The organism is Lacinutrix neustonica, assembly GCF_026625145.1.
GTDB classification, from domain to species: Bacteria; Bacteroidota; Bacteroidia; order Flavobacteriales; family Flavobacteriaceae; genus Lacinutrix; species Lacinutrix neustonica.
In genome coordinates this window covers 488,954-511,486 of sequence record NZ_CP113088.1, presented here as the reverse complement: position 1 = coordinate 511,486, position 22,533 = coordinate 488,954, and the positions used below count along the sequence as shown (strand labels likewise).

General features: G+C 35.3%; 20 protein-coding genes and 5 pseudogenes. 15 read left to right on the top strand and 10 right to left on the bottom strand.

Features of this window, described 5'->3' with window-relative positions:
- Position 1 precedes the first annotated feature (1 nt).
- Positions 2–1,474, top strand: a complete 1,473-nt coding sequence (locus tag N7U66_RS02770; protein ID WP_267677224.1) for a translation factor GTPase family protein — start codon at positions 2–4, stop codon at positions 1,472–1,474.
- A gap of 208 nt (positions 1,475–1,682) precedes the next feature.
- On the opposite strand, the gene N7U66_RS02765 is transcribed toward N7U66_RS02770, so the two are convergent.
- From N7U66_RS02765 to N7U66_RS02760, 3 genes are read right to left on the bottom strand one after another with little or no spacing between them, the layout of a single operon-like run.
- On the bottom strand, positions 1,683–2,246 hold the full coding sequence (locus N7U66_RS02765) for a GNAT family N-acetyltransferase (protein ID WP_267677223.1): 564 nt from the start codon (positions 2,244–2,246) through the stop codon (positions 1,683–1,685).
- Positions 2,230–2,400, bottom strand: coding sequence for a hypothetical protein (locus N7U66_RS21290; protein WP_313791389.1), 171 nt, complete (start codon positions 2,398–2,400; stop codon positions 2,230–2,232). The genes N7U66_RS02765 and N7U66_RS21290 overlap by 17 nt, the downstream gene beginning before the upstream one ends.
- Positions 2,401–2,414: 14 nt before the next feature.
- Positions 2,415–2,882: an alpha/beta hydrolase gene (locus N7U66_RS02760; protein WP_313791388.1), complete on the bottom strand. Its 468-nt coding sequence runs from the start codon at positions 2,880–2,882 to the stop codon at positions 2,415–2,417.
- A gap of 46 nt (positions 2,883–2,928) precedes the next feature.
- Between N7U66_RS02760 and N7U66_RS02755 the strand changes: the two genes are divergently transcribed.
- The 6 genes and pseudogenes from N7U66_RS02755 to N7U66_RS02735 all read left to right on the top strand — a co-directional run bounded on the left by N7U66_RS02755 (position 2,929) and on the right by N7U66_RS02735 (position 7,650).
- Positions 2,929–3,357, top strand: coding sequence for a PaaI family thioesterase (locus N7U66_RS02755; protein ID WP_267677222.1), 429 nt, complete (start codon positions 2,929–2,931; stop codon positions 3,355–3,357).
- A gap of 1 nt (position 3,358) precedes the next feature.
- Positions 3,359–4,128, top strand: a pseudogene (locus N7U66_RS21285) (chorismate-binding protein).
- A 4-nt stretch (positions 4,129–4,132) separates the two neighbouring features.
- Complete coding sequence (locus N7U66_RS21275; RefSeq protein WP_313791385.1) at positions 4,133–4,474, top strand: chorismate-binding protein; 342 nt, start codon at positions 4,133–4,135, stop codon at positions 4,472–4,474.
- Positions 4,475–4,537: 63 nt separating this feature from the next.
- Positions 4,538–6,287 (top strand): annotated as a pseudogene (menD, locus tag N7U66_RS02745) (2-succinyl-5-enolpyruvyl-6-hydroxy-3-cyclohexene-1-carboxylate synthase).
- A gap of 118 nt (positions 6,288–6,405) precedes the next feature.
- Positions 6,406–6,747 (top strand): DUF2853 family protein, encoded by a 342-nt coding sequence (locus N7U66_RS02740; RefSeq protein ID WP_267677221.1) that lies wholly within the window; start codon positions 6,406–6,408, stop codon positions 6,745–6,747.
- A 73-nt stretch (positions 6,748–6,820) separates the two neighbouring features.
- Positions 6,821–7,650, top strand: a pseudogene (locus N7U66_RS02735) (CvfB family protein).
- Positions 7,651–7,652: 2 nt separating this feature from the next.
- Here the strand turns inward: N7U66_RS02735 and N7U66_RS02730 are convergent.
- The 3 genes from N7U66_RS02730 to N7U66_RS02720 all read right to left on the bottom strand — a co-directional run bounded on the left by N7U66_RS02730 (position 7,653) and on the right by N7U66_RS02720 (position 9,272).
- On the bottom strand, positions 7,653–8,087 hold the full coding sequence (locus N7U66_RS02730; RefSeq protein ID WP_267677220.1) for a hypothetical protein: 435 nt from the start codon (positions 8,085–8,087) through the stop codon (positions 7,653–7,655).
- Between the two features lie 139 nt (positions 8,088–8,226).
- Entirely contained in the window at positions 8,227–8,655 is a 429-nt protein-coding gene (locus tag N7U66_RS02725) for a hypothetical protein (protein WP_267677219.1), read from the bottom strand.
- A gap of 206 nt (positions 8,656–8,861) precedes the next feature.
- Positions 8,862–9,272, bottom strand: coding sequence for a hypothetical protein (locus N7U66_RS02720; protein WP_267677218.1), 411 nt, complete (start codon positions 9,270–9,272; stop codon positions 8,862–8,864).
- Positions 9,273–9,664: 392 nt separating this feature from the next.
- Between N7U66_RS02720 and N7U66_RS02715 the strand changes: the two genes are divergently transcribed.
- Positions 9,665–10,504: a 1,4-dihydroxy-2-naphthoyl-CoA synthase gene (locus N7U66_RS02715; protein ID WP_267677217.1), complete on the top strand. Its 840-nt coding sequence runs from the start codon at positions 9,665–9,667 to the stop codon at positions 10,502–10,504.
- A 7-nt stretch (positions 10,505–10,511) separates the two neighbouring features.
- Positions 10,512–11,417: a 1,4-dihydroxy-2-naphthoate octaprenyltransferase gene (menA, locus tag N7U66_RS02710; RefSeq protein ID WP_267677216.1), complete on the top strand. Its 906-nt coding sequence runs from the start codon at positions 10,512–10,514 to the stop codon at positions 11,415–11,417.
- On the opposite strand, the gene N7U66_RS02705 is transcribed toward menA, so the two are convergent.
- A complete protein-coding gene (locus N7U66_RS02705) occupies positions 11,414–12,304 on the bottom strand; it encodes a sterol desaturase family protein (RefSeq protein WP_267677215.1) in 891 nt (296 codons plus the stop codon). The two genes, menA and N7U66_RS02705, sit on opposite strands and share 4 nt — an antisense overlap.
- A gap of 59 nt (positions 12,305–12,363) precedes the next feature.
- Between N7U66_RS02705 and N7U66_RS02700 the strand changes: the two genes are divergently transcribed.
- The 6 genes and pseudogenes from N7U66_RS02700 (at position 12,364) to N7U66_RS02675 (ending at position 18,988) form a co-directional block, all read left to right on the top strand.
- Complete coding sequence (locus N7U66_RS02700) at positions 12,364–13,398, top strand: o-succinylbenzoate synthase (protein ID WP_267677214.1); 1,035 nt, start codon at positions 12,364–12,366, stop codon at positions 13,396–13,398.
- 3 nt (positions 13,399–13,401) lie between these two features.
- A pseudogene (locus N7U66_RS02695) lies at positions 13,402–14,372 on the top strand (CPBP family intramembrane glutamic endopeptidase).
- On the top strand, positions 14,356–15,423 hold the full coding sequence (locus N7U66_RS02690; protein WP_267677213.1) for an AMP-binding protein: 1,068 nt from the start codon (positions 14,356–14,358) through the stop codon (positions 15,421–15,423). The pseudogene N7U66_RS02695 and the gene N7U66_RS02690 overlap by 17 nt, the downstream one beginning before the upstream one ends.
- Positions 15,424–15,515: 92 nt before the next feature.
- Positions 15,516–17,291: a VIT and vWA domain-containing protein gene (locus N7U66_RS02685; protein ID WP_267677212.1), complete on the top strand. Its 1,776-nt coding sequence runs from the start codon at positions 15,516–15,518 to the stop codon at positions 17,289–17,291.
- The gene (locus N7U66_RS02680) at positions 17,263–17,901 is read left to right on the top strand and encodes a carboxypeptidase-like regulatory domain-containing protein (RefSeq protein WP_313791551.1); all 639 of its coding nucleotides are present in this window, start codon (positions 17,263–17,265) and stop codon (positions 17,899–17,901) included. The genes N7U66_RS02685 and N7U66_RS02680 overlap by 29 nt, the downstream gene beginning before the upstream one ends.
- Before the next feature lie 4 nt (positions 17,902–17,905).
- A complete protein-coding gene (locus N7U66_RS02675) occupies positions 17,906–18,988 on the top strand; it encodes a DUF2135 domain-containing protein (protein ID WP_267677211.1) in 1,083 nt (360 codons plus the stop codon).
- A gap of 66 nt (positions 18,989–19,054) precedes the next feature.
- Here N7U66_RS02675 and N7U66_RS02670 read toward each other — a convergent pair whose 3' ends face one another.
- From N7U66_RS02670 to N7U66_RS02660, 3 genes and pseudogenes are all read right to left on the bottom strand, one after another.
- Positions 19,055–19,477 (bottom strand): DoxX family protein, encoded by a 423-nt coding sequence (locus N7U66_RS02670; protein ID WP_267677210.1) that lies wholly within the window; start codon positions 19,475–19,477, stop codon positions 19,055–19,057.
- Between the two features lie 115 nt (positions 19,478–19,592).
- A complete protein-coding gene (locus N7U66_RS02665; RefSeq protein WP_267677209.1) occupies positions 19,593–20,876 on the bottom strand; it encodes an MFS transporter in 1,284 nt (427 codons plus the stop codon).
- Positions 20,876–22,503 (bottom strand): annotated as a pseudogene (locus N7U66_RS02660) (acyl-CoA carboxylase subunit beta). The gene N7U66_RS02665 and the pseudogene N7U66_RS02660 overlap by 1 nt, the downstream one beginning before the upstream one ends.
- Positions 22,504–22,533 lie beyond the last annotated feature (30 nt).

Genomic DNA, 22,533 nt, shown 5'->3' with positions numbered 1-22,533 from the left:
ATTGGTACCGTTTACAGGGTGTGGGAATCATATCAACGCGACGCTCCTTGATGCCTCTTTAGAGAATTTAGCGGACTGTGATGAGCCTTTTCTAGCACGTTATTTGGAAGGAGATATTGCTGATTTAGCACACATTCTAGAGAAAGCTACTCGGTACATAAAAACTGGAGAGCTACATGGTGTTCTCTTCGGAAGTGCTAAGCTAGGACTGGGGATAGAAGGTTTGCTAAACAGCATGGAAACGTTGATGCCCCAATCTAAAACCTACTACTCAGTCGCAGCTGCTAAGGTTTTTAAAGTAGAGTTCAATGAAAAATTAGGAAGACTCGTGTACATAAAATCTTATGGAGGTCTGCTTAAAACCAAAGACAGCATTCGATCTCAGCAGCTCGGTAAGGACATTAAAATAAATCAGATCTTTAAACCGCAGCTTGGAAATCTAGAGCAATGTCCTAAACTGGAAAAAGGAGAGATAGGAGTTATCACAACTTCTGATATGATCCTTTCGGGAGATGTGTTAGGCACTGAAAATCTAGATGATGACTTTTCGAAGATTAGTACTGTGGTCTTGGGAGTGGAAGTAAAGGCAACTGAAGATAAAGATTATCAGAAATTAGGCGAGGCTTTAGAGATTCTTAATATGGAGGATCCTATGTTAGATTTTAAATGGTATAAGGAAGAAAGAGAGTTTCACCTAAAAATTTTAGGTCCAATTCAAACAGAGGTTTTGAAAGATAGCTTAGCCCAAAGATGGGCGATTGCCGCAGAATTCCTCGAACCTAAAGTGATTTATAAAGAAACACCTACTGCGTCAGCGGAAGGCTATGTACGTTATTGGATGCCAAAACCGTGCTGGGCCATTATGACCTTCTTAATAGAGCCAGCACCACTAGGAAGTGGTGTTTCATTTACTTCCAAGGTAAGAACGACAGACATTAGTAACAAATATATTAATGAGGTCAAGCGAGCCATTCCTTGGTCTTTAAAACAAGGCATTAAGGGTTACGAAGTCACTGATTTAACCATTACGCTTATAGAAGGTTCTGAACATACGGTACACTCCAACCCAGGAGATTTTCTATTAGCCACTCCAATGGGCGTGCTCAGAGGATTAGAAAATGCAGGAACAGATCTTTTAGAACCTATGTATGCTTTTGAAATTAAAGCCAATCAGGATTTATTAGGGCCGCTTTCTAGTGATTTAAACCAAATGAATGCTGAGATAGATGCTCCTGTTTTTGAGAATGATTTTTTCATTATAAGAGGAAGAGTTTCAGTAGCCGCTGCCATGAATTATTCTATTAAATTTAACGCGACAACCTCCGGGAAAGGACGTCTTAAACTAACGCTTGATGGGTATAAGAAAACCACCACTACTAATGACAAAGTGAGGAGCTACAAAGGCGTGTCGCCTCTAGATGAATCTCAATGGATACTGCATATGCGCGGCGCTTTTAAAGCAGATGAGCGCTGATCCAAATGAAAATAAAATTCTGTTTCAGGGAACAAGGTGTTTAATTGCAAAACAATAAATGAAGCATCGTATATGCAGCTTTCGGAGGTTGAACAAAGTTCAACGTAATCTGAAAGACTTCCAAATATAAAATTGGGCGTACTTAAAAATGGACAGCATCATTACTTCTAGATCTCTAATTGCGTTAGATTAAACCTTATAAAAAAAACTAAAACCCACTAAAAGCAACATTTTTTATCGCATGCCATTCCCCCTTCAAAATGCCATAACAACACGTGCTTCGTCTAAATCCGTCTAGCATTAGAGTGTCTTGTTTTAACACGCCTTCCAGCGTAGCTCCAATTTTTTCAACAGCTTTTCCGGATTTAGAATTACGTTCATCAATTCTAAATTCTACTTTTTCAAACTGAAGGGTTTCAAAAGCGTGTTGTAGCATTAAAAACTTAATATTTTTATTCAATCCTGTGCCTTGAAAATCATCACCTAACCACGTCCAGCCAATGTGTAGCACTTTGCTTTTATGGTTTATAAGTCCAAACCGTGTACTGCCAGCATAGGCTTGCTTTTCTTTGTCATATATAATAAATGCTAACGTGGTTTTCTGGTAGTAACCATTGACAGCCACTTGTACATAAGCCTTTAGTTTTTCGGGTGTTGAGATATCACTAGGCGAGTAGAAGATAAGGTCTTTTTCTTGAGCGATATTTACTAAATAATGGTAATTGCTCAAATCTAAAAGCATGAGTTTTACGCGGTTATTTTCTAAGGTCATATCTAATTAAACCATTTATAAAATTGACATTCACCACGTGTTTTCCTTCAAAAGGAATAATTTCTAGGTTTGTTCCAAATAATGCTTCAGCCCGTTCCTTTTCATAAGCTGCCCGTTCTCTATTTATATATTCATCTTCTGTACCATAAACCAAAGACACCTTTGCTTTTAAGAACTTAAAATCCTCAGGAACCAACTCTTTAGGGATACCTCCGAGTGTAAAACCAAGTGATGGCATGGCAGTTGTCGTTTAGCAATATAACGAGTAGCCACACTAACGCCTTGAGAATAGCCTAAAACAATGAAATTCGTGCCTTCTCGAATCTTTTCGGCCTCCATAACGGCGTCAAAATATTTAAAAATATTGTCAGTTTCTAAGGTCGTATTTTCTTTAGTTAACCAACTGGCACCAACGTGTTTAAAATTGGAACCTTGATAATATAAACTTGGGGCTTGAGGCGCAATGATATAATGTTCGTCAGCCTTTAAATCTTTGAAATAGCGAATAAAGTATTTACTTAGATACCCCATGCCATGACAAACAAACCAAATGTATTTTGTTTTTTCAGTCAAGGTGTTTAGCGTAGAATAGGTTTTTTTAACAGTAAAAAATATTTCTTTTTCAGTGGAATGCATTGCGTGTTTGTTTCGTATTTTTACAGCTTAAAAATACAGTAAAAACATGAGTTTAACTAAAAACGAAGTCTTACAAAAAGCTAATGCGGCCTCAAAAAACACATTAATGGAGACCTTAGACATTGAAATTGTGGATTATGGGCATGATTTTTTAATCGCCGGAATGCCAGTAACACCAAAAGTACATCAACCGGACGGTGTTTTGCACGGTGGTGCTACAGCGGCCTTAGCAGAAAGCGTTGGTAGTTTTGCCTCTCATATTTTTATTGAAACGCAAGACATGTTCGTTCGTGGACTTGAAATTACTGCCAATCATATTAAAAGTGTGAAAGACGGCTTTGTATACGCGAAAGCAACCTTTTTACATAAAGGTAGAACCACTCAGTTATTAGATATTAGAATTACAGATGATCATGATAATTTAATTTCTATTTGCCGATTATCTACCATTGCATTGCCTAAGAAAAAAGCATAGCATGAATTCAGACGATTTTTTTGATATTGCCAGTGACCACTTTGAAGATGCTTTACCTTTCGTAATCTATAGAAAACCAAAGACCAATACGGTAAAAGGCCTCTTTCAACAGGATACTGTGGTGTATACCTCTAAAAACCTTACCGAAAGTGGATTTGTTTTTGCGCCTTTTAATTCTGAAGCACCAACGATTCTTACCCCTTTAAAAGAATCACAATTATTTGAAACTGAATTTGTAAGAGAAGAAACGTTAGCGTCCCGTAAAACCAAAGAAATCTTACCTGCTACAGAAGCAGAAGGAAATCATATCACGTTGGTGGTTAAAGCCATTCAAACCATTGCGTCTACAGATTTAAAAAAGGTTGTTGTTTCAAGAAAAGAAACGGTACCCCTCTCTCAAGGGAATCCCATTCAGCTTTTTAGGCGTTTACTTGAAGTCTACACGACAGCGTTTGTGTATTGTTGGTATCATCCAAAGATCGGACTTTGGCTTGGGGCTACTCCGAAACCTTATTAAGTGTCACTGGGAATCGGTTTAAAACAATGGCTTTAGCGGGCACTCAAGAATATACCGGAAATGCGGCTCCTAAATGGGAAAGTAAAGAAACCGAAGAACAGCAATTGGTTACCGATTTTATAGTTGAAAGCCTTAAGTTTTCAGTACATCAGTTAAAAGTAGGAACGACTCAAACGGTTAGAGCGGGCAACCTTTTGCATTTACAAACCTTAATTTCTCGGTACAATAGCTTCCAATTTAAAAACGATTGTTGATGCGTTGCATCCAACGCCTGCTGTTTGTGGTTTGCCAAAAGCAACAGCAAAGCAATTCATTCTTGAAAACGAAAATTATAAACGGGAATTTTACACGGGGTTTTTAGGAGAATTAAATTGTCAAGAACGTACCTCTAGAAATACCAATAGACGTAATGTGGAAAATAACGCCTATAACTTGGTAAATACGGTCTCTAACTTATATGTTAATCTGCGGTGCATGCAACTCTCAGATGTACAGGCTAGTATTTATGTGGGAGGCGGGATTACCAAAGATTCGATGCCTAAAAAAGAGTGGGAAGAAACCGTGAATAAAGCAGAAACCATGAAAAAAGTATTGTTTTAATTTCTTTTATTTTGTTGGGTTGACCACATTCCAAACCTATAATTTCACTAAATTTGTGTCTTGATGAAGTACCCAAAAATTCCACTCGCACAAACCATTATTCAGCTTTGTAAAGCTAAGAATATTCAACACATCGTTTTGTCTCCAGGTAGCAGAAATGCGCCATTAACTATTGGCTTTACGTACGATCCTTTTTTTAAGTGCTATAGCCTTGTAGATGAACGCTGCGCGGCCTTTTTTGCTTTAGGGATTGCACAACAAATACACCAACCAGTGGCAGTCGTTTGCACATCAGGAAGTGCCTTACTTAATTATTATCCAGCAGTAGCCGAAGCGTTTTATAGTAATATTCCTCTAGTGGTATTAAGTGCAGATCGACCAAAACATTTGGTAGGTATTGGAGATGGACAAACCATTAATCAGGAGTCTGTATATAAAAACCACATCCTTTATTCAGCAAATTTAACTGAAGATTTAAGAGATGAAAACAAGTGGGTAAATGAGGCGATTCCAGTCATTAAAAGCACGAATAACATACACGAAAAGTATTTGATAGTGCAGCAGGACATTCAGGAAAAAAATGAACTGGAAATCAATAAAGCGCTTAACGTGTCTATTTCTAAAAAAGGACCGGTTCATATAAATAGTCCTTTTAATGAACCGTTGTATGATAGGGTTGAAACGCTATCAGTCAATCCTAAAGTTGTTCCTTTAGTACTAAAACAAACGGAAGCCATAGATTATACGGCATTAGCAAAAGATTGGAACACATCAAAACGAAAGCTGGTTTTAGTAGGGGTTAATGAACCTAATGCCGTTGAACAACAATATTTAGATCTTTTGGCGCAGGACCCGAGTGTTTTGGTCATGACAGAAACCACGTCTAACATTCACCACAAACGGTTTATTCCAAGTATAGATAAGCTTATAGGAGCTTTAAGTGAACACGAATTCGAAGCCCTTAAACCGGAGATACTTTTAACTTTTGGAGGGTTAATCGTGTCCAAAAAAATCAAGAAATTTTTAAGAGTGTTTCAGCCAAAACAACATTGGCATGTAGGCGAACATACCGCGAATGATACTTTTTTTATTTTGAATCATGTGTTCAAACTCCCTTTAAATAATTTCTTTTCAAGGTTTTTACCAAAAACAACATCTATTGAGAGTGATTACAATAGTTTTTGGTTACATGAGATGAACTCCGAGACGTGAAAAACATGAGAAATACATGGGGGTGATTCCATTTAGTGATTTTAAAGTATTTGATGTTTTATTGAAAAGTATTCCAAACGCTACTCAATTTCAAATTGGTAACAGTTCGGCCATTCGTTACGCACAGCTATTTGATATAAACCCAACGTTGCAAGTGTTTTGTAATCGTGGGACTAGTGGTATTGATGGTTCAACAAGTACCGCTATTGGAGCAGCGTTGGCGTCTAAAAAGCAAACGGTCTTTGTTACTGGAGATTTGAGTTTCTTTTACGACAGTAATGCGCTTTGGAATAATTATATTCCTAAAGATTTTAGAATACTCCTTATTAATAACAATGGTGGTGGTATTTTTAGAATATTACCAGGTCATAAAAACACAGAGAATTTTGATACTTATTTTGAAACGACTCACCATTTAAAAGCACAAAAAATAGGTGAGTTGTATGGATTTGAATATGAGAGCGCCGCTAATGAAGGAGAATTAAAGGCAGCATTATCAGAATTTTATCATGCAAGTGATCGTCCAAAATTATTGGAGATTTTCACCCCTAAAAATGAGAATGATGATGTGCTTTTAAAATACTTTAGCTATATCAAATAGTTGAAAACACACTTGTTGCCCCATTTTTATTAATGTTAATATTTTCTAAGGAAGAAAATTTTTTATACCAAAAAAGTGTATCTTTAAGAATCAATATTAATTAAAGAATTAAAACAATATGAGTAAAAGAGACGAGCTTATTACAAAATATGCTGCAGATTTAAGGGACAAATGTGGAATGAATCCTGAAATGGATTTATTAACAAAAGTCACGATAGGTTGTGGCCCTTCCATTTACAACAAAGATTCGGCTACGGTTTCCGGTACGGACCCGTCAGAACTAAACACGGTTAAAAACAATTTTTTAATCAAGAAATTGGGTTTAAAAGACAGTTCAGATTTGGACAAGGCTATAGACGCAGTGATGGAAAAATATGGGCGTTCTAATAAGAATAAGTACAGAGCCGTGGTATATTATTTACTAGCTAAGCACTTTAAAAAGGAATCGGTTTACAACTAAAATAGTTCATTCATATATAAAAGCGTTACAATATAAAGTTGTAACGTTTTTTTTATATAACTACCTTTGTGGCATGATACAAATAGGACAGTTTAATACATTAGAAATTCTTAGAGATACCGAACCTGGATTATTTTTGGGTGACACGGAAGATAATGAAGTGTTATTACCCAATCGGTATGTACCGAGTCTTTTAATATAGGGGATACCCTAAAGGTTTTTATTTATTTAGATAATGAAGAGCGTCTAGTAGCCGTAACCGATGAGCCTTATATTGTTAATGGTGAGTTTGCTGTCTTGCGTTGTAACGAAGTTTCAAATATAGGTGCCTTTTTAGATTGGGGAATGGTAAAGGAATTACTGTGCCCGTTTAAGGAACAGGCCTTCCCAATGAAAAAAGGAGGCTGGTATTTAGTGCGGTGTTATTTGGATGAAAAATCTGAACGATTGGTTGCTTCTAGTAAAACGAATCAATTTTTAGACAATACCGATTTAACTGTTTCTGAGTTTGAAGAGGTCGATATTGTCGTATCGCACCCCAGTGATTTTGGGATGAATGTTATTGTAAATAATTTGCATTCAGGATTAATTTATAAGGATAACATTTTTCAAGAGTTGAGTATAGGCGATAAAATGAAAGCTATCGTTAAAAAGATTAGACCAGGAAACAAACTCGATATTGCTCTTGGGCAAATTGGTTATAGAAATATAGAACCAAATGCAGAGAAAATCATGCAAGAATTAGAAAACAATTCAGGATTCTTACCATTACATGACAAGTCCTCACCGGAAGATATAAAAGCACATCCGGAGATGAGTAAAAAGAATTTTAAAAAGGCGATTGGATCATTATATAAACAAAAAATGATCACGATTGAAAATGATGGGATTAGAAAAAGCTAAAACTATTTAACCATAGTTTTACTAGTTTTAACATCAGCATTACGCTTTTTAGCCCAAGCAATAGCGTCGTTTAAATCTGAAAAATGCTCTACTTTGGTGGAAAGAAATATCTTTTCTAAGGTTGCGTTAATCCAGCTTCTTTCGGTGTAACTAACAATGGCGTAACCATTTAAGGCGTGATTGTTTTTAAAAAATTTAAGCCAATCTGCTGGGTTGACCGAATACTTATTAACCCGATTGGTGATGTAACAAACCGAAGGATCAGGGCCATAATGACTATAGGCGGCTTCTATAATATCTCTAGCTTCCTCCCAAGTGTAAGAAACTCCTGGATTTATTTCTGCAACTATAAAGTCTTTAAAAAAATAGTAATAACCGTATTCAGAAAGGTGAATGTCTTCTAATTCTTCGGTTAAGTTGGCGTCTTTAATTCTCATTAAAAAAAAGATTAGGCATATAACAATATACATCCTTTTCTTGAAACTTTATCTTTTTTAGATGAAAGCTTTAAAATTAAATTTATCCTAGAAAGTAGGTCATAGTGTTTTTTATTGAGAGCTCGCATGCGGCTATTTTCTAAGCAGAATTTTGTTTTTTAAATAGCGTATGGGTCATCCAAGTCTTTGCAGAGTATACATCTGTAAAATTTTCATATTGGACTTTACAAAACCGTTTTTCAAGGTTTGCATTCATTGTGTTTAAATCGCTATAGCTAACGACACCATAAAGTTTTAGATTGGGAAAATGGCCAAGGAGTTTCCCAAATTCTATGGGAGAAATGGAATAGTCATGAATCCTATTTGAAATATACCCGAAACTGCTGCAATCTTTGTAGAATAATTTTATGGCTTTTAAAAGGGCTTTAGCCGTTTTATAATTTAAATGGATGCCTTCATTTATCTCAGCAACAACTAAAGATTTAAAAAAATAAAGGGTTCCTATTTCATTTTGAAAAACATCTAATATTTCAGGAACTAAATCTGAATCTTTTAAACTTATTTTCATTGTATTTTTAATATTCATTCCGCTAATTAAACGACTTAATGAATTGAAAAACAATGCTCTGTAATACTTGTGTTAATGTATGTAATAAGTGGAAAGACGATATTGAATTCATAAAAAGAAACGTATGCTCTAAAATCCAAGGGGATCAAGGAGTTGTTTTGTGCTGAGATAATTAGTTAGGAGGAAACGGCACTTCCAATCTATTATTATTCATTCAATATTTTTTTGTTTATGTTAATAAAACCATCGTATAGAGAATTGGATTTACTGTATGGAATGGGGCAAAATTGTCTTTCAAGATCGGCAGTCCTATCATCAATAGTTTTATAGGTTATTGTAGAAAATGCTTTTAAGTTTTTAAGCATACTAATAAAATCTGGAAACTCCAGTGCTTCAATTGAAAATGAATTGATTCTATTAGAAATATAACCAAAGGGCTTTTTATGGCCATAGAACTTTGAAATGGCCTTTAAATAATCAATTGCAGTGTCTAAACACAAATGTTTTCCTTCATGAATCTCAGATATCACTATGTTTTCAAAAAAATATAAATCTCCTATTTCGAAATGGTGGGCTTCAAGAATACCGGGCTTAAGGTTACTTTCTATTGTTTTCATTTAGAGGGGGCTATTAAATGATCAGAGAATATTTTAAATTATAGTAGGTTTTCTTAATCAATGAATCATGGTAATTAATATGCCTCTAAAATTAAATAAAATCGATTACATTCAAAAGATTTAAAGATAAAACTTAGATTTCCCCTCTTATGTATGCTCTATTATTAAAATCGTTCTGAACATCACTCTGATATGAATTAGACTGTTTTTTTAAATAGCAATGTTGGTCATAGCAATAGGCTTGCTTCATGCCATACATCTCAAATGCTCTGTAATTTGTTTCCCTATTTTGTTTTCTGCCCTATTTAATTTTTAATGTTTAAAAAATCATTAAATAATATAGAATGTATATCGTCAATTTGCTTATTTTTAACCCTGATTAATAGATTGATATGAATGAGATTAAATGGGTGAAAGCCAAAGACTACGAAGACATAACCTATAATAAGTGTAAAGGAGTAGCTAGAATAGCCTTTAACAGACCTAATGTTAGAAATGCTTTTAGGCCAAAAACGACCAAAGAATTGTATGATGCTTTTTATGATGCGCAAGAAGATACAAGTATAGGGGTGGTTTTGTTATCTGCAGAAGGTCCATCAACAAAAGATGGTATTTATTCCTTTTGTTCCGGTGGCGATCAAAAGGCTAGGGGACATCAAGGGTATGTTGGAGAAGATGGCTATCACAGACTAAATATTTTAGAAGTACAGCGGCTTATTAGGTTTATGCCAAAGGCCGTTATAGCTGTTGTTCCAGGTTGGGCAGTGGGTGGTGGTCATAGTTTACACGTTGTTTGTGACCTCACGTTAGCGAGTAAAGAACATGCGATTTTTAAACAAACAGATGCCGATGTCACCAGTTTCGACGGTGGTTATGGTTCTGCTTATTTAGCAAAAATGGTAGGTCAGAAAAAAGCACGTGAAATTTTCTTTTTAGGAAGGGATTATTCTGCTCAAGAAGCTTATGATATGGGTATGGTGAATGCCGTTATTCCTCATGAGGATTTAGAAGCGACTGCCTATGAATGGGCGCAAGAAATACTGGCTAAATCACCAACATCTATAAGAATGTTGAAATTTGCTATGAATCTAACCGATGATGGTATGGTGGGACAACAAGTCTTTGCTGGAGAAGCCACACGGTTGGCTTACATGACTGATGAGGCAAAAGAAGGTCGAGATGCGTTTTTAGAAAAACGTAAACCGAATTTTCCAAAACAATGGATTCCTTAAAAAAGGCATGAATAAAAACATTTCAAATTGGTTCTCTGCCATACGCTTACGCACCCTACCTTTATCTATTTCCGGAATCATTATCGCGGGTTGTTTAGCCGAATATAATGGGGTGTTTAATTGGTTAGTCTTTTTGCTTGCCATAGCTGCAACCATAAGCTATCAAATCTTATCAAATTTGGCCAATGATTTAGGGGATGCAGAAAAAGGAACAGATAATGAAGATAGAATAGGACCTATGCGAGCCATCCAAAGTGGAAACATCTCCCATGAAGAAATGTTACATGCTATAAAAATTAATATTTTAATATGCATTGGTTTAACAATAGCGCTTATTCTATCTGCTTTTGGATCTAAACACATATTATTAGCACTAATCTTCTTTGTTATTGCCTTTCTATGCGTTGTTGCCGCTTTAAAATACACTATGGGTAGTCATGCTTATGGGTATAAAGCACTGGGTGATTTTTTCGTTTTTATTTTTTTTGGATTAGTAAGTGTTATTGGCTGTTATGTGCTGTTTGCGCAGCAAGTGGATCATGTGGTCATATTGCCAGCAATAACCATTGGGTTATTAAGTACCGCTGTTTTAAACCTCAATAACATGAGAGACATCGAAGGGGATACTAAATCAAATAAAATTACAATAGCGGTTAAATTAGGAGCGCCTAAAGCTAAAATATATCATTATAGTCTAGTTATTACCGCCATCATTTGTTCCCTGTTTTTTGGATTGTTATATTATGTCTCGCCTTATAATCTTATATTTTTCATCGCCTATATTCCCTTATTATTGCATTTAAAGCGCATAAAAACGATTAAAAATTTAAAAGATTTTGACCCTGAATTAAAAACATTAGCACTTTCAACAGTCTTGTTGGCTATATTATTAGGTGTCGGACACATTCTCTAAGTTCTATCTTTAAGCCATTCGTTTTTCAAGTCTTCAGACAGCTTACCTGTACCATCGTGTTTCCAACCCGGTGGTTTTATAAAGTAGCGCATGCTACTTAATATAGATTTGTTTTTAGAAAAAACATCTTTAAACATATTGAACCATTCAGAGAAGGCTATTTTAAATAGGTTGTAAGTTTTTATGTTTTCCACTAAACCATACACCACTTTTTCGTCGTCTAATTCCGGTTGGAAGGTTTTAAATAATTTATCCCAAATAATAAAAATACCAGCATGATTTCTGTCTAAGTAAATCGGGTTACTGCCATGATGTACACGATGGTGCGAGGGTGTATTCATAACCGCTTCAAACCATTTTGGCATCTTGTTTATGGTTTCTGTATGAATCCAAAATTGATAAATGAGACTGATAGACATTTGAAGTATAATCATGCCAGGGTGGAAGCCTAAAAAAGGCAGCCACAACCAAAAGATAAAGGTGTAAAAACCGCCTGACCAAGTTTGACGTAATGCGGTGCTTAAATTATAGTTTTCTGAGGAGTGGTGAACCACATGAGAGGCCCAAAAGAGTCTGCATTCATGCGATATGCGGTGAAACCAATAATAACTAAAATCATCTAAAAAAAGAAGTAAAACAAAACTCCACCAAGTTATAGGAATCGTAAAAAGTCTAAAATTATTATAAATATAAAAAAAGGCAATTAATACGATTGTTTTAGTTAAAAAACCTAATAACACGTTGCCAATACCCATAGAAATTGAAGTAAAAGCATCTTTGGTTTTATACGTTTTTTGTTTACGCTTATATAACACGTAAATCTCTAAAACTATTGATGCCACAAAAAAGGGAATGGCGTATAAAATAATATTTGGTAACTCTTGCATTTTGGTTATAAATTGAACCACAAATTACAAAATAAATTAAGTATTTTTGATAAAAATTTATGGAAGCCTACTACCACAAATATATTCTTGAATTTAAAACCCCAAGCGGCACATCTCGCGGGGTTTTGAAAACAAAGGAAACTTGGTTTATAGTCTTGTCTTCTCAAGGAAAAAGAGGCATAGGGGAGTGTGGTATTCTTAGGGGGTTATCTATTGACGATAGACCCGATTATGAACAGCAGTTGGCGTATACTTGCCAAAATATTCATAAAGGTTTAGCATTCTTGTTGGCTAAAAACAGAGAGTTCCCCAGCATACAAATAGGTTTAGAAATGGCATTTATGTCTTTAGAAGCCGAAGACGATTTTGTTTTATTTCCTTCCGAATTTACAAAAGGAAATGATAGTATTGCCATTAATGGATTAATTTGGATGGGTGATGCCAGCTATATGAAACAACAGGTTCAAGAAAAAATTGAAGCGGGTTTCACCTGTATAAAATTAAAAATTGGTGCTATAGATTTTGAAACAGAGCTTAGTTTGTTAAAAAATATCAGGAAGCATTTTAGTGCAAGTGATATTGAATTGCGTGTCGATGCCAATGGTGCTTTTAGCCCAGATAATGCTTTAGAGAAATTAAAACGTTTATCAGACTATCAATTGCATTCTATAGAGCAACCTATTAAACCAAAGCAACACGACGTTATGGCTTCATTATGTGAATTTTCCCCAGTGCCTATTGCTTTAGACGAAGAACTCATAGGTGTGTTTTTAGAAGATGAAAAGCAAAAAGTATTAGAAACCATACAACCACAATACATTATTTTAAAACCAAGTTTTATTGGTGGCTTTCAAGGGAGTGACAGTTGGATAAATTTGGCTGAAAAACAAAATATAAAGTGGTGGATTACAAGTGCTTTAGAAAGCAATGTGGGTTTAAATGCTATTGCACAATACTCCTATTTAAAACAGAACAAAATGCCACAAGGCCTTGGTACAGGTAGTTTGTTTATCAATAATTTTGCTTCACCTCTACAAGTCAAAAAGGGTACATTACAATACAATACAATACAACAATGGAATTTTAATTTATAAACTATGAATTACATACAACAAGCCTTTCAATACAAACACGATTTTTGGAGGTATTTAGTGGGCTCTTTATTAATAGTTATCGCATCAGTTATAGGGCAGGTTCCCTTTACTTTAGCTGTGTTTTTTAAAGCCTTTAAGGACGGTAAAGATTTAACAGCATTGAACCAAAATGATCTAATGGGACTATTAGAGCCCAATTTAAACCTCTTCTTATTACTTATTTCTTTTGCTTTTGGTTTGGCCGGGCTGTTTATCATTGTAAAAACGCTTCATAAGCAAACGCTAGTTTCATTAACTACCGCCGGAAAAAAATAGACTGGAAACGCATTTGGTTTGCTTTCTTTTTTTGGGGCATTATTTCTTCGGGACTGGTTTTGGCAGATTACTATATGAACCCGGAGGGATACGAGTATAATTTTGAACTTAATAGGTTTATTATTTTAGCCATAATAGCTATTGTGTTAATCCCTATACAAACCAGTTTAGAGGAATATATTTTTAGAGGGTATTTAATGCAGGGGTTTGGTACACTTGCCAAGAATAGATGGTTTCCACTATTATTAACATCTCTTATTTTTGGAATGCTCCACATCGCAAATCCGGAAGTTGAAAAATTGGGGTACGCCATTATGATCTACTACATAGGTACCGGTCTGTTTTTAGGTATCATTACACTTATGGATGACGGCATGGAGTTGGCTTTAGGATTTCATGCGGCGAACAACTTATTTACAGCACTTCTAGTGACAGCAAATTGGACGGCCTTTCAAACGCATTCTATATTAAAAGATACCGCAGAACCTGCTTTAGAATTTGTTGATTTGGCATTACCCGTGTTCATTATTTTTCCTATTCTCCTTTTTATCTTTGGAAAAGTATATAAATGGACCCACTGGAAAGAAAAATTATTTGGGAAAATTGAAGTGCCAGCAAGTGAAGACTATAAAATTATAGAAAGTGACACCAGCATTTAATAAAGTTCATAATAGATTTAAACTCAACGGCACACATTTTAATTTTAAAGACCTCAAGGAGCTGGGGTATAGTTTTGTAAAAGAAGGGCAGGTTTATGAGGAGCATATTGGACAATTTTTATTGGACTGGCAAGACAACAATACCCATATTCAAATGAAAACCTCAGGCTCAACAGGTCTTCCAAAAACTGTAGAAATACCCAAACAAGCGCTGGTTAATAGTGCTATTGCTACTGGGGATTACTTTAAATTGAAACCAGGTGATAGGGCATTACTGTGTTTGCCAGCGCATTATATTGCAGGAAAAATGATGCTCGTTAGAGCTATGATTTTAGGTTTGGAAATCGAGTGCATTGAACCCAAATCGAAATTGCATATAGATTTAGATAAACAATATGACTTTGCTGCGATGGTGCCTCTGCAACTTGAACACTCCATGGATGCGATTGATAATATCACACAAATGATTATTGGGGGAGCAAAAATTTCAAATGCGTTAATACTTAAAATACAAGAGCTTAAAACTAGTATTTACGAAACCTACGGTATGACAGAGACTGTTTCGCACATCGCAGTGAAGCAAATCAATCATTTAAAAAAGGGCGAAGTGCCAGTGTTTAAAACCTTACCTAATATTTCAATCACTCAAGACGAAAGAAATTGCCTCGTTATTGAAGCGCCTCAGATTACAAAAGAAAGAATAATGACCAATGATATGGTCAAGTTACACTCAAACACCACTTTTGAGTGGCTCGGTAGAATAGATAATATTATCAATACTGGAGGAATCAAAGTACATCCTGAACAAATAGAAAATGTGTTAGACTCAAAAATTGAGTCGCGATTTTTTATTGCTTCAGAACCAGATGCAAGTCTTGGAGAACGTATTGTTCTTGTTGTTGAAGGCGCAGAAGAAAGTGTTCATGCTTCAGCTTTTAATGTATTAAGTAAGCATGAGAAACCAAAAGTTATTTACTATATCAATTCGTTCATAGAAACCGCTTCAGGGAAGGTTCAACGTAAAAAAACGTTACAACGACTCAAAAAATAGGGTTCACTCATTTAAACGCACGGTTTACTCATTCTTTATTTTTTTTTAGATGCTTTGATTATAGTTTAGCCTTAAACTTTAATCTAATCAACATGAAAACGATATTACCTATTACCTTTTTACTGTTTGTGCTTCAATCTTTTTCTCAAGAGATACCTAGAATAAGTATTAATGATTCTACTTATTTAGAATTGACAACGTTGAAGGTGGAATCTGAAATAGTAGGAAACGTGGCGACTACAAGCTATACCATGCGATTTTATAATGCTACAAATCGCATTTTAGAAGGAGAGTTGGCTTTTCCTTTAGGACAAGGTCAGGCCGTTACATCGTTCTCAATGGACGTTAATGGAACCATGAGAGACGCCGTTATAGTTGAAAAAGAGTTAGGTAGAGTCGCTTTTGAGAGTACCATTAGACAGCAAATAGATCCAGGGTTATTAGAAGTAACAAAAGGCAATAACTACAAAGCGCGAGTATACCCTATTCCGGCAAAGGGTTTTAAAGAATTGCGAATTGAATTTGAGCAGGAATTATTTATTTCCAATGGAAATTATATATATGAAATTCCTTTTAATTTTAAAACCCCAGTAGACTTCGAGCTAAAGATCGCTATTTATGGTAAAACTCAGAAGTATAAAATTATTGAAGGTAAACACTTAGATCTTAAGTTTACAAGAACACAAGGCGTTCACTACTCAAAAGTCAGTAAAAGCGAGTGGCTAGCAAACCAATCGTTAAAAATTGAATTGCCAGTAAGCACAACAGAACACGTAATTACTTATTCAGATTATTTCAATCTTTATAAGGTTATAGATCCAAAAACAAGATTAAAACAAAAGCCTAAGCATATAACTGTTTTATGGGATGCTTCTTGTTCTATGCAATACAGAAATTTGGAAGCCGAAATGAAGCTGTTAGACAACTATTTTAACTATTTACACACGCTCACTGTTGATTTTATCAGTTTTAGTAATTCGGTTGAAACGTTAAAGACATTTATAGTAAAAGACGGGAATTGGAATGCTTTAAAAAAGCAGATGAAAACCATTGTTTATGATGGGGGAACGTCATACGCTAATCTAAATTTGAGTCGCTTAAAAACGAATGAGATCTTATTCTTCACCGATGGCATGTTCAATTTAGGTGATTTAGAAACAAACATTCAAACACCAATATATACTATTAATGCGGTTAATGCTGCAAATCATACATTCCTTGAAAACAAAGCGACCGAATGGAGTGGGAAGTATATTAATTTGAGAATTACAGATGTAGAACAAGCATTTGAAGCACTTAAATATGACGCCTATCAATTTCTCGGTATCGTAGAAAATAATTTAGTTAGTGATATATATCCCAAAACAAGAGTAAATGTAAATTCTGAATTTTCTATAGCTGGAAAATTTAAAGAAGCCACACAAATAGAATTGTTATTTGGTTATGGTAATACCATTACAGAAAAAATACTAGTCAAAATTGATAAGCGCTTGCGAAATAAATTAGCAAAGCGACTTTGGGCAAAAAAGAAGTTGCGCTATTTAAGTAAAAATAAAGAAGACAATAAAAACGCGATTATTGAACTCGCGAAAAAAAACCATTTAATTACGGCATTTACGTCTATGATTATTTTAGATAGGCTAGAAGATTATGTGAGATATAAAATTGAACCACCAAAAGCCCTCAGACAAGACTTTAAACAAAGGATGGAAAATAGTGTTGAAGATGAAGTTGCCAAATTGGAAGCAATAAAAAAGAAGCGCGTTGCTCTTTTAGAGGATTATAAGTGTGTCATGAATTGGTATAACACAGATTATCCCATAGTCCTCCGAGACACCTATAACAGATACTATAACTCCTGTAACTAGACCCGAGCCAACAATAATAACACAACCCACAAGTACTAGGTCTCAAAACGAGCCTGCTATAACAGTTAATAATACAACACATGCAGTAGAGCGTCCAATAAATGATGAGATAGATACAAACAGAAAAATAATATCAGGAACAATTTATGACGAAGCTGGCTTACCCCTAGCAGGAGTAAATATTATTAAAAAAGGCAGTAATTATGGGACGCAAACAGATTTTGATGGTAATTATGCTATAAATGCAGAGACTGGTGATGTATTAAACGTTTCGTACGTTGGATATGTGTATAAGGAAATTACCATTGGTAACGAAACTGCTATAAGTTTCAGTATGGACTTAGATGTAGAGGCTATAGACGAAGTGGTTGTTACAGCTATAGGAATTTCAAGAGAGAGTAGATCTTTGGGGTATTCAACAACTACTATTCGCTCTGAATCTCTCACGGAAGCGTTAACAGGTCGTGTTTCAGGAGTGCAAATACAGCAAAATACTTTTCAGGCAGGAGGTTCAGACAACGTAATTATTAGAGGGATAAGTTCCGTATCTAATAATAGCAATCCATTATATATTGTTGATGGTGAAGTCGTCTCTCGGAAATGTAACTAAAGAAATGTCATCAGATGGTATTGCATCAATAAACGTTTTAAATGAGGCTTCAGGAACAGTAATATATGGTAATAGAGGAGGTGATGGGGTCATAGTTATTACTACAAAAAAAGGTTTAATAAAACATGCAGAACGCATTGAGACACTCAATAAAAAAATAAATGAGGTGGTTCAGTTTAAAGATTGGACTCCTGAAGCCAATTATTTAAAGCAATTATCAACTACAAATAGCATTGAAGAAGCCTATGAACTATACCTGGAAATTCGTAAAAATTATTATAATACGCCAACATTTTTTATTGATGTAGCCGATTTTTTTGAGGCTAAAAAGGAACGGGAAATCGCCATTAAAATCTTATCAAATCTTGCGGAAATAGAGTTGGATAATCACGAGGTTTTACGCGCGTTAGCGTACAAATTAGAATCTTTTGAAGCTTATGATGTAGCACTTAATGTCTATAAAGAAGTTATGAGATTAAGACCTGAAGAACCACAATCTACAAGAGATTTGGCTTTAGCTTACGAGAATGTTGGTAATTATCAAAAAGCATTCGATTTATTATTTACGATTATTAATGGCGATTTGGTTGAAAAAGATTTGAACGGCCGGTTCCACGGTATTGAACAGTTAGCATTCATTGAAGCGGGACATATATATCAACGGTATAAAGACAAACTAAAATTGACCAGTACTCAAGAAGGACTTATTAAGCCAATCACTACTGACTTACGAGTGGTTGCTGACTGGAACCATAATAATACAGATTTAGATTTATATATTGAAAATCCAAAAGGTGAAACTATAAGTTATAAGCAGAAGTCAACACGTTATGGTGATAGGTTATCAGAGGATATGACTGAAGGCTATGGACCAGAAGAATATTTAATTAAAGAAACGTTAAAGGGAGCGTATAATATTAAACTGAATTATTATTCTGATACCGTGCAAAAGATATCGGGACCAACCGTAGTTAAAGTGACTATCTTTAAAAATTATGGAAAGGAAAACGAAATCAAGCACATTATAATTTATAGATTAGATAAAGAGGAAGAAGAAATAGAAATAGGCGGCATCAGTTTTATATGATACTTATTCAAAAAAGAGGCATGTCATGCTTGTCTTTCTATTTTAATCTTCAATACGATACAAAGCTTATTGTTGCATTTTAAGATAGTAGTCGGCAGAATGCTTGCCGGAACCATAAAACAAAAAGGCAAGGCAAACCATTAAAACGATGATAGCGAGAATTAAATTGGTTGTATGCATATCTCCGGTAAAATTAATGATGACGGCACCAACTAAAATAGGGATTTGTGCAATAATAACCCATCCGGTTAGCAGTCCAAAAACTAAAAGTATACCACCAATAAAATGTGCTGGGATGACGTAGTGTAATAAGATCATACCACCGGGAATATGTTGTATAGGTTCAAAGAGGGCATTTAGGGTACTAATATTTTGCATGAAGGATAAGCCCTTCATAAATAAAAAAAGACCTAAAGCGATGCGTAATATATCTATTGAAAAGTGAGTGTGTGCGTTTGCCCACTTATTTAGTGATTTAATGGTTCCCATGATTTAAAAGGTGTTGATTATCAGTCATTAAGATACGAAAAATTATTGAAATATTTTAGCCTAAAAGAGTTCTAACACTAATTTCAACCATGCGATAAGCATCTGCATAAGAAGATTATAGGTTGCCTATTGGCCTATTTCTAGTTCTCATATAAAATGTGAGTGATGCAAGTAAACCAATGAAGCAAAATCCAGCCATAATTGCAAAAGCAATTTGATAGCCTGTTTCTTCGCCCTTATAAGCATCTAAAAAGTAACCATATAAAAGACCAGCAAAAATATCCGGAGTATAACCCACAACAGAAATAAAGCCAACAGCAGTGCCCGTTATAGCTATGGGGATTTTTCCTTCTTCGAGGGTCGCGAAATAGAGTACTCTTGCCGAATAGACTCCGAGGGCCATGATTCCAATGGATAACACAAAAAATAAAGCACCATTAGCATCTATAATTCCTGAGGCAAAAATAAGAGCCGTGAGGGTCATGAGTATAAAGCCCATAGAGAGCCACAATGACGCTCTTGTACGGTCTGCTAGTAGTCCAATGCTGACACCAATTACGGGTCGCATATACAAAAGGTACGTGCCAATTTTAGCCGATTCCATCTTATTATAAAGCATGACTTCTTCAGCATATTGACTAAACAGATCTGTCATTTTATAAGCATAATAGGCACATATAATAATAATCATCAAGAGCCACACCGTCCTAAATTTCATGATTATCTTGAAGTTTTCTAAGGTAAATACTTTGATGCTTTTAGGAGTGTTATTTTCAACAGTATTAAATCTTAAAAAGAAAAAAACTAAAAACGCAATGCCTATAATCGCGTAAGACAGATATAGGACAACACTAATAAATGCTTCCTGACGTTCTATAATAGAGGTAAGTTCGATATCCTTTGAAATGAATAAAGAAAACATCAAAACACCAATAGAACCAAAAAGGGCAGCGACCAGTCCGCGTCCACCATCTAAAAAACCAAAGGCCATGCCTTGATGGTTTCTTCCGCCCCAAATTACGGTGGCTTTTATCATAGCAGCCCAAAACAAGAAAATGGTGGTAAATCCCCAAAAGCCATAAAGGATGTGAAGCTCCAATAAGGTAGGATAGGTGGTCAAATATAAGCCACCTAAAGCTGTAAGTATTAAAGCAACAGATATTAATAGGTGAGGCCTAAAGCGATCGGCAAGGGGACCACCAAAGAGGTATGAAAAAAGCGCAACAATGCCATAGACAGAAAAGCAACTTCCTAATTGGGTTTGATTTAAAGTAAATGTTTCTAAAAAAGTAGATCTGAAAAGACGTTGCAATACAAAGGGTAATATAAAAACAGCTTCACCAGCTAAAATCAATAGAATGATAGTTAAAGCGGATGAAGTGTTTTTTTTCTTATTCATTACACCTGTAAAACACCCATGTTAAAAGGTTTTTCAATAGGCGCGTGGTTAGCAGCCTCTATTCCCATACTAATCCAAGTTACGGTTTCTAATGGATCGATTATGGCATCTGTCCATAAGCGTGAAGCCGCATAATAAGGTGAGACTTGATTGTCATAGCGATCTTTTATTTTGCTGTACAACTCTTCTTCTTTTTCGGAGTTATGGTTTCGCCCTTTTTTAGTAAGGAAGCCTTTTCAATTTGTAACAACACTTTGGCGGCACTGTTACCACTCATAACAGCTAATTCTGCACTAGGCCAAGCGACAATTAACCTTGGATCGTAAGCTTTGCCACACATGGCATAATTTCCAGCACCATAACTATTACCAATAACAATCGTGAATTTAGGCACAACGCTGTTACTAACTGCATTTACCATTTTCGCACCATCTTTAATAATACCGCCATGTTCGCTTTTACTTCCAACCATAAAGCCAGTAACGTCCTGTAAAAAGACTAATGGAATTTTCTTTTGGTTGCAATTGGCTATAAAACGGGTGGCTTTATCGGCACTATCATTATAAATAACACCACCAAATTGCATTTCGCCTTTTTGTGTTTTAACTAATTTTCTTTGATTAGCAACGATTCCAACGGCCCAACCGTCAATTCTTGCGTAGGCAGTAATGATGGTTTGTCCGTAACCTTTTTTATACTCATCGTAGTCTCCATCATCTACCAAACGGGAAATAATATCTAGCATATCATACTGGTCTGCTCGCGATTTTGGTAAAATACCATAGATGTCTTCCGGATTTTCCTTAGGTTTTTTTGGATCCACTCTATTGTAGCCCGCTTTATCATAATCACCTATCTTGTCTACTATACGGCGTATGGTATCTAATGCATCTTTATCATCTTTTGCTTTATAGTCGGTAACGCCTGAAATTTCACAATGGGTGGTGGCTCCACCAAGGGTCTCGTTATCAATAGTTTCCCCAATGGCGGCCTTTACTAAATAACTTCCAGCTAAGAAAATACTTCCGGTTTTATCAACAATAAGTGCCTCGTCGCTCATGATAGGCAAGTAGGCACCACCGGCAACGCAACTTCCCATAACGGCTGCTATTTGAGTTATTCCCATGCTACTCATTATAGCATTGTTTCTAAAAATACGGCCAAAATGTTCTTTGTCAGGAAATATTTCGTCTTGTAAAGGCAAATAAACCCCAGCACTATCTACTAAATAAATAATAGGCAATCTGTTTTCTATAGCAATTTCCTGAGCCCGCAAATTCTTTTTCGCAGTAATTGGAAACCAAGCCCCTGCCTTTACTGTAGCATCATTCGCAACCACGATACATTGTTTTCCATTCACGTATCCTATTTTAACAACAACACCACCGGAAGGGCAACCACCATGTTCTTCATACATGCCATCACCAACAAAACCTCCTATTTCTATACTCTTCGTGTTTTTATCTAATAGATAATTAATACGTTCTCTAGCCGTGAGTTTTCCTTTTTCATGATGTTTATCGATGCGTTTTTGCCCGCCTCCTAATTTTACCTGTGCAAATCGGGTTTTTAAATCTGAAACTAGTAATTTATTATAGTCTTCGTTTTTATTGAAGTTAATATCCATGTAATATAATTTTGATGCTAAAATACAAAG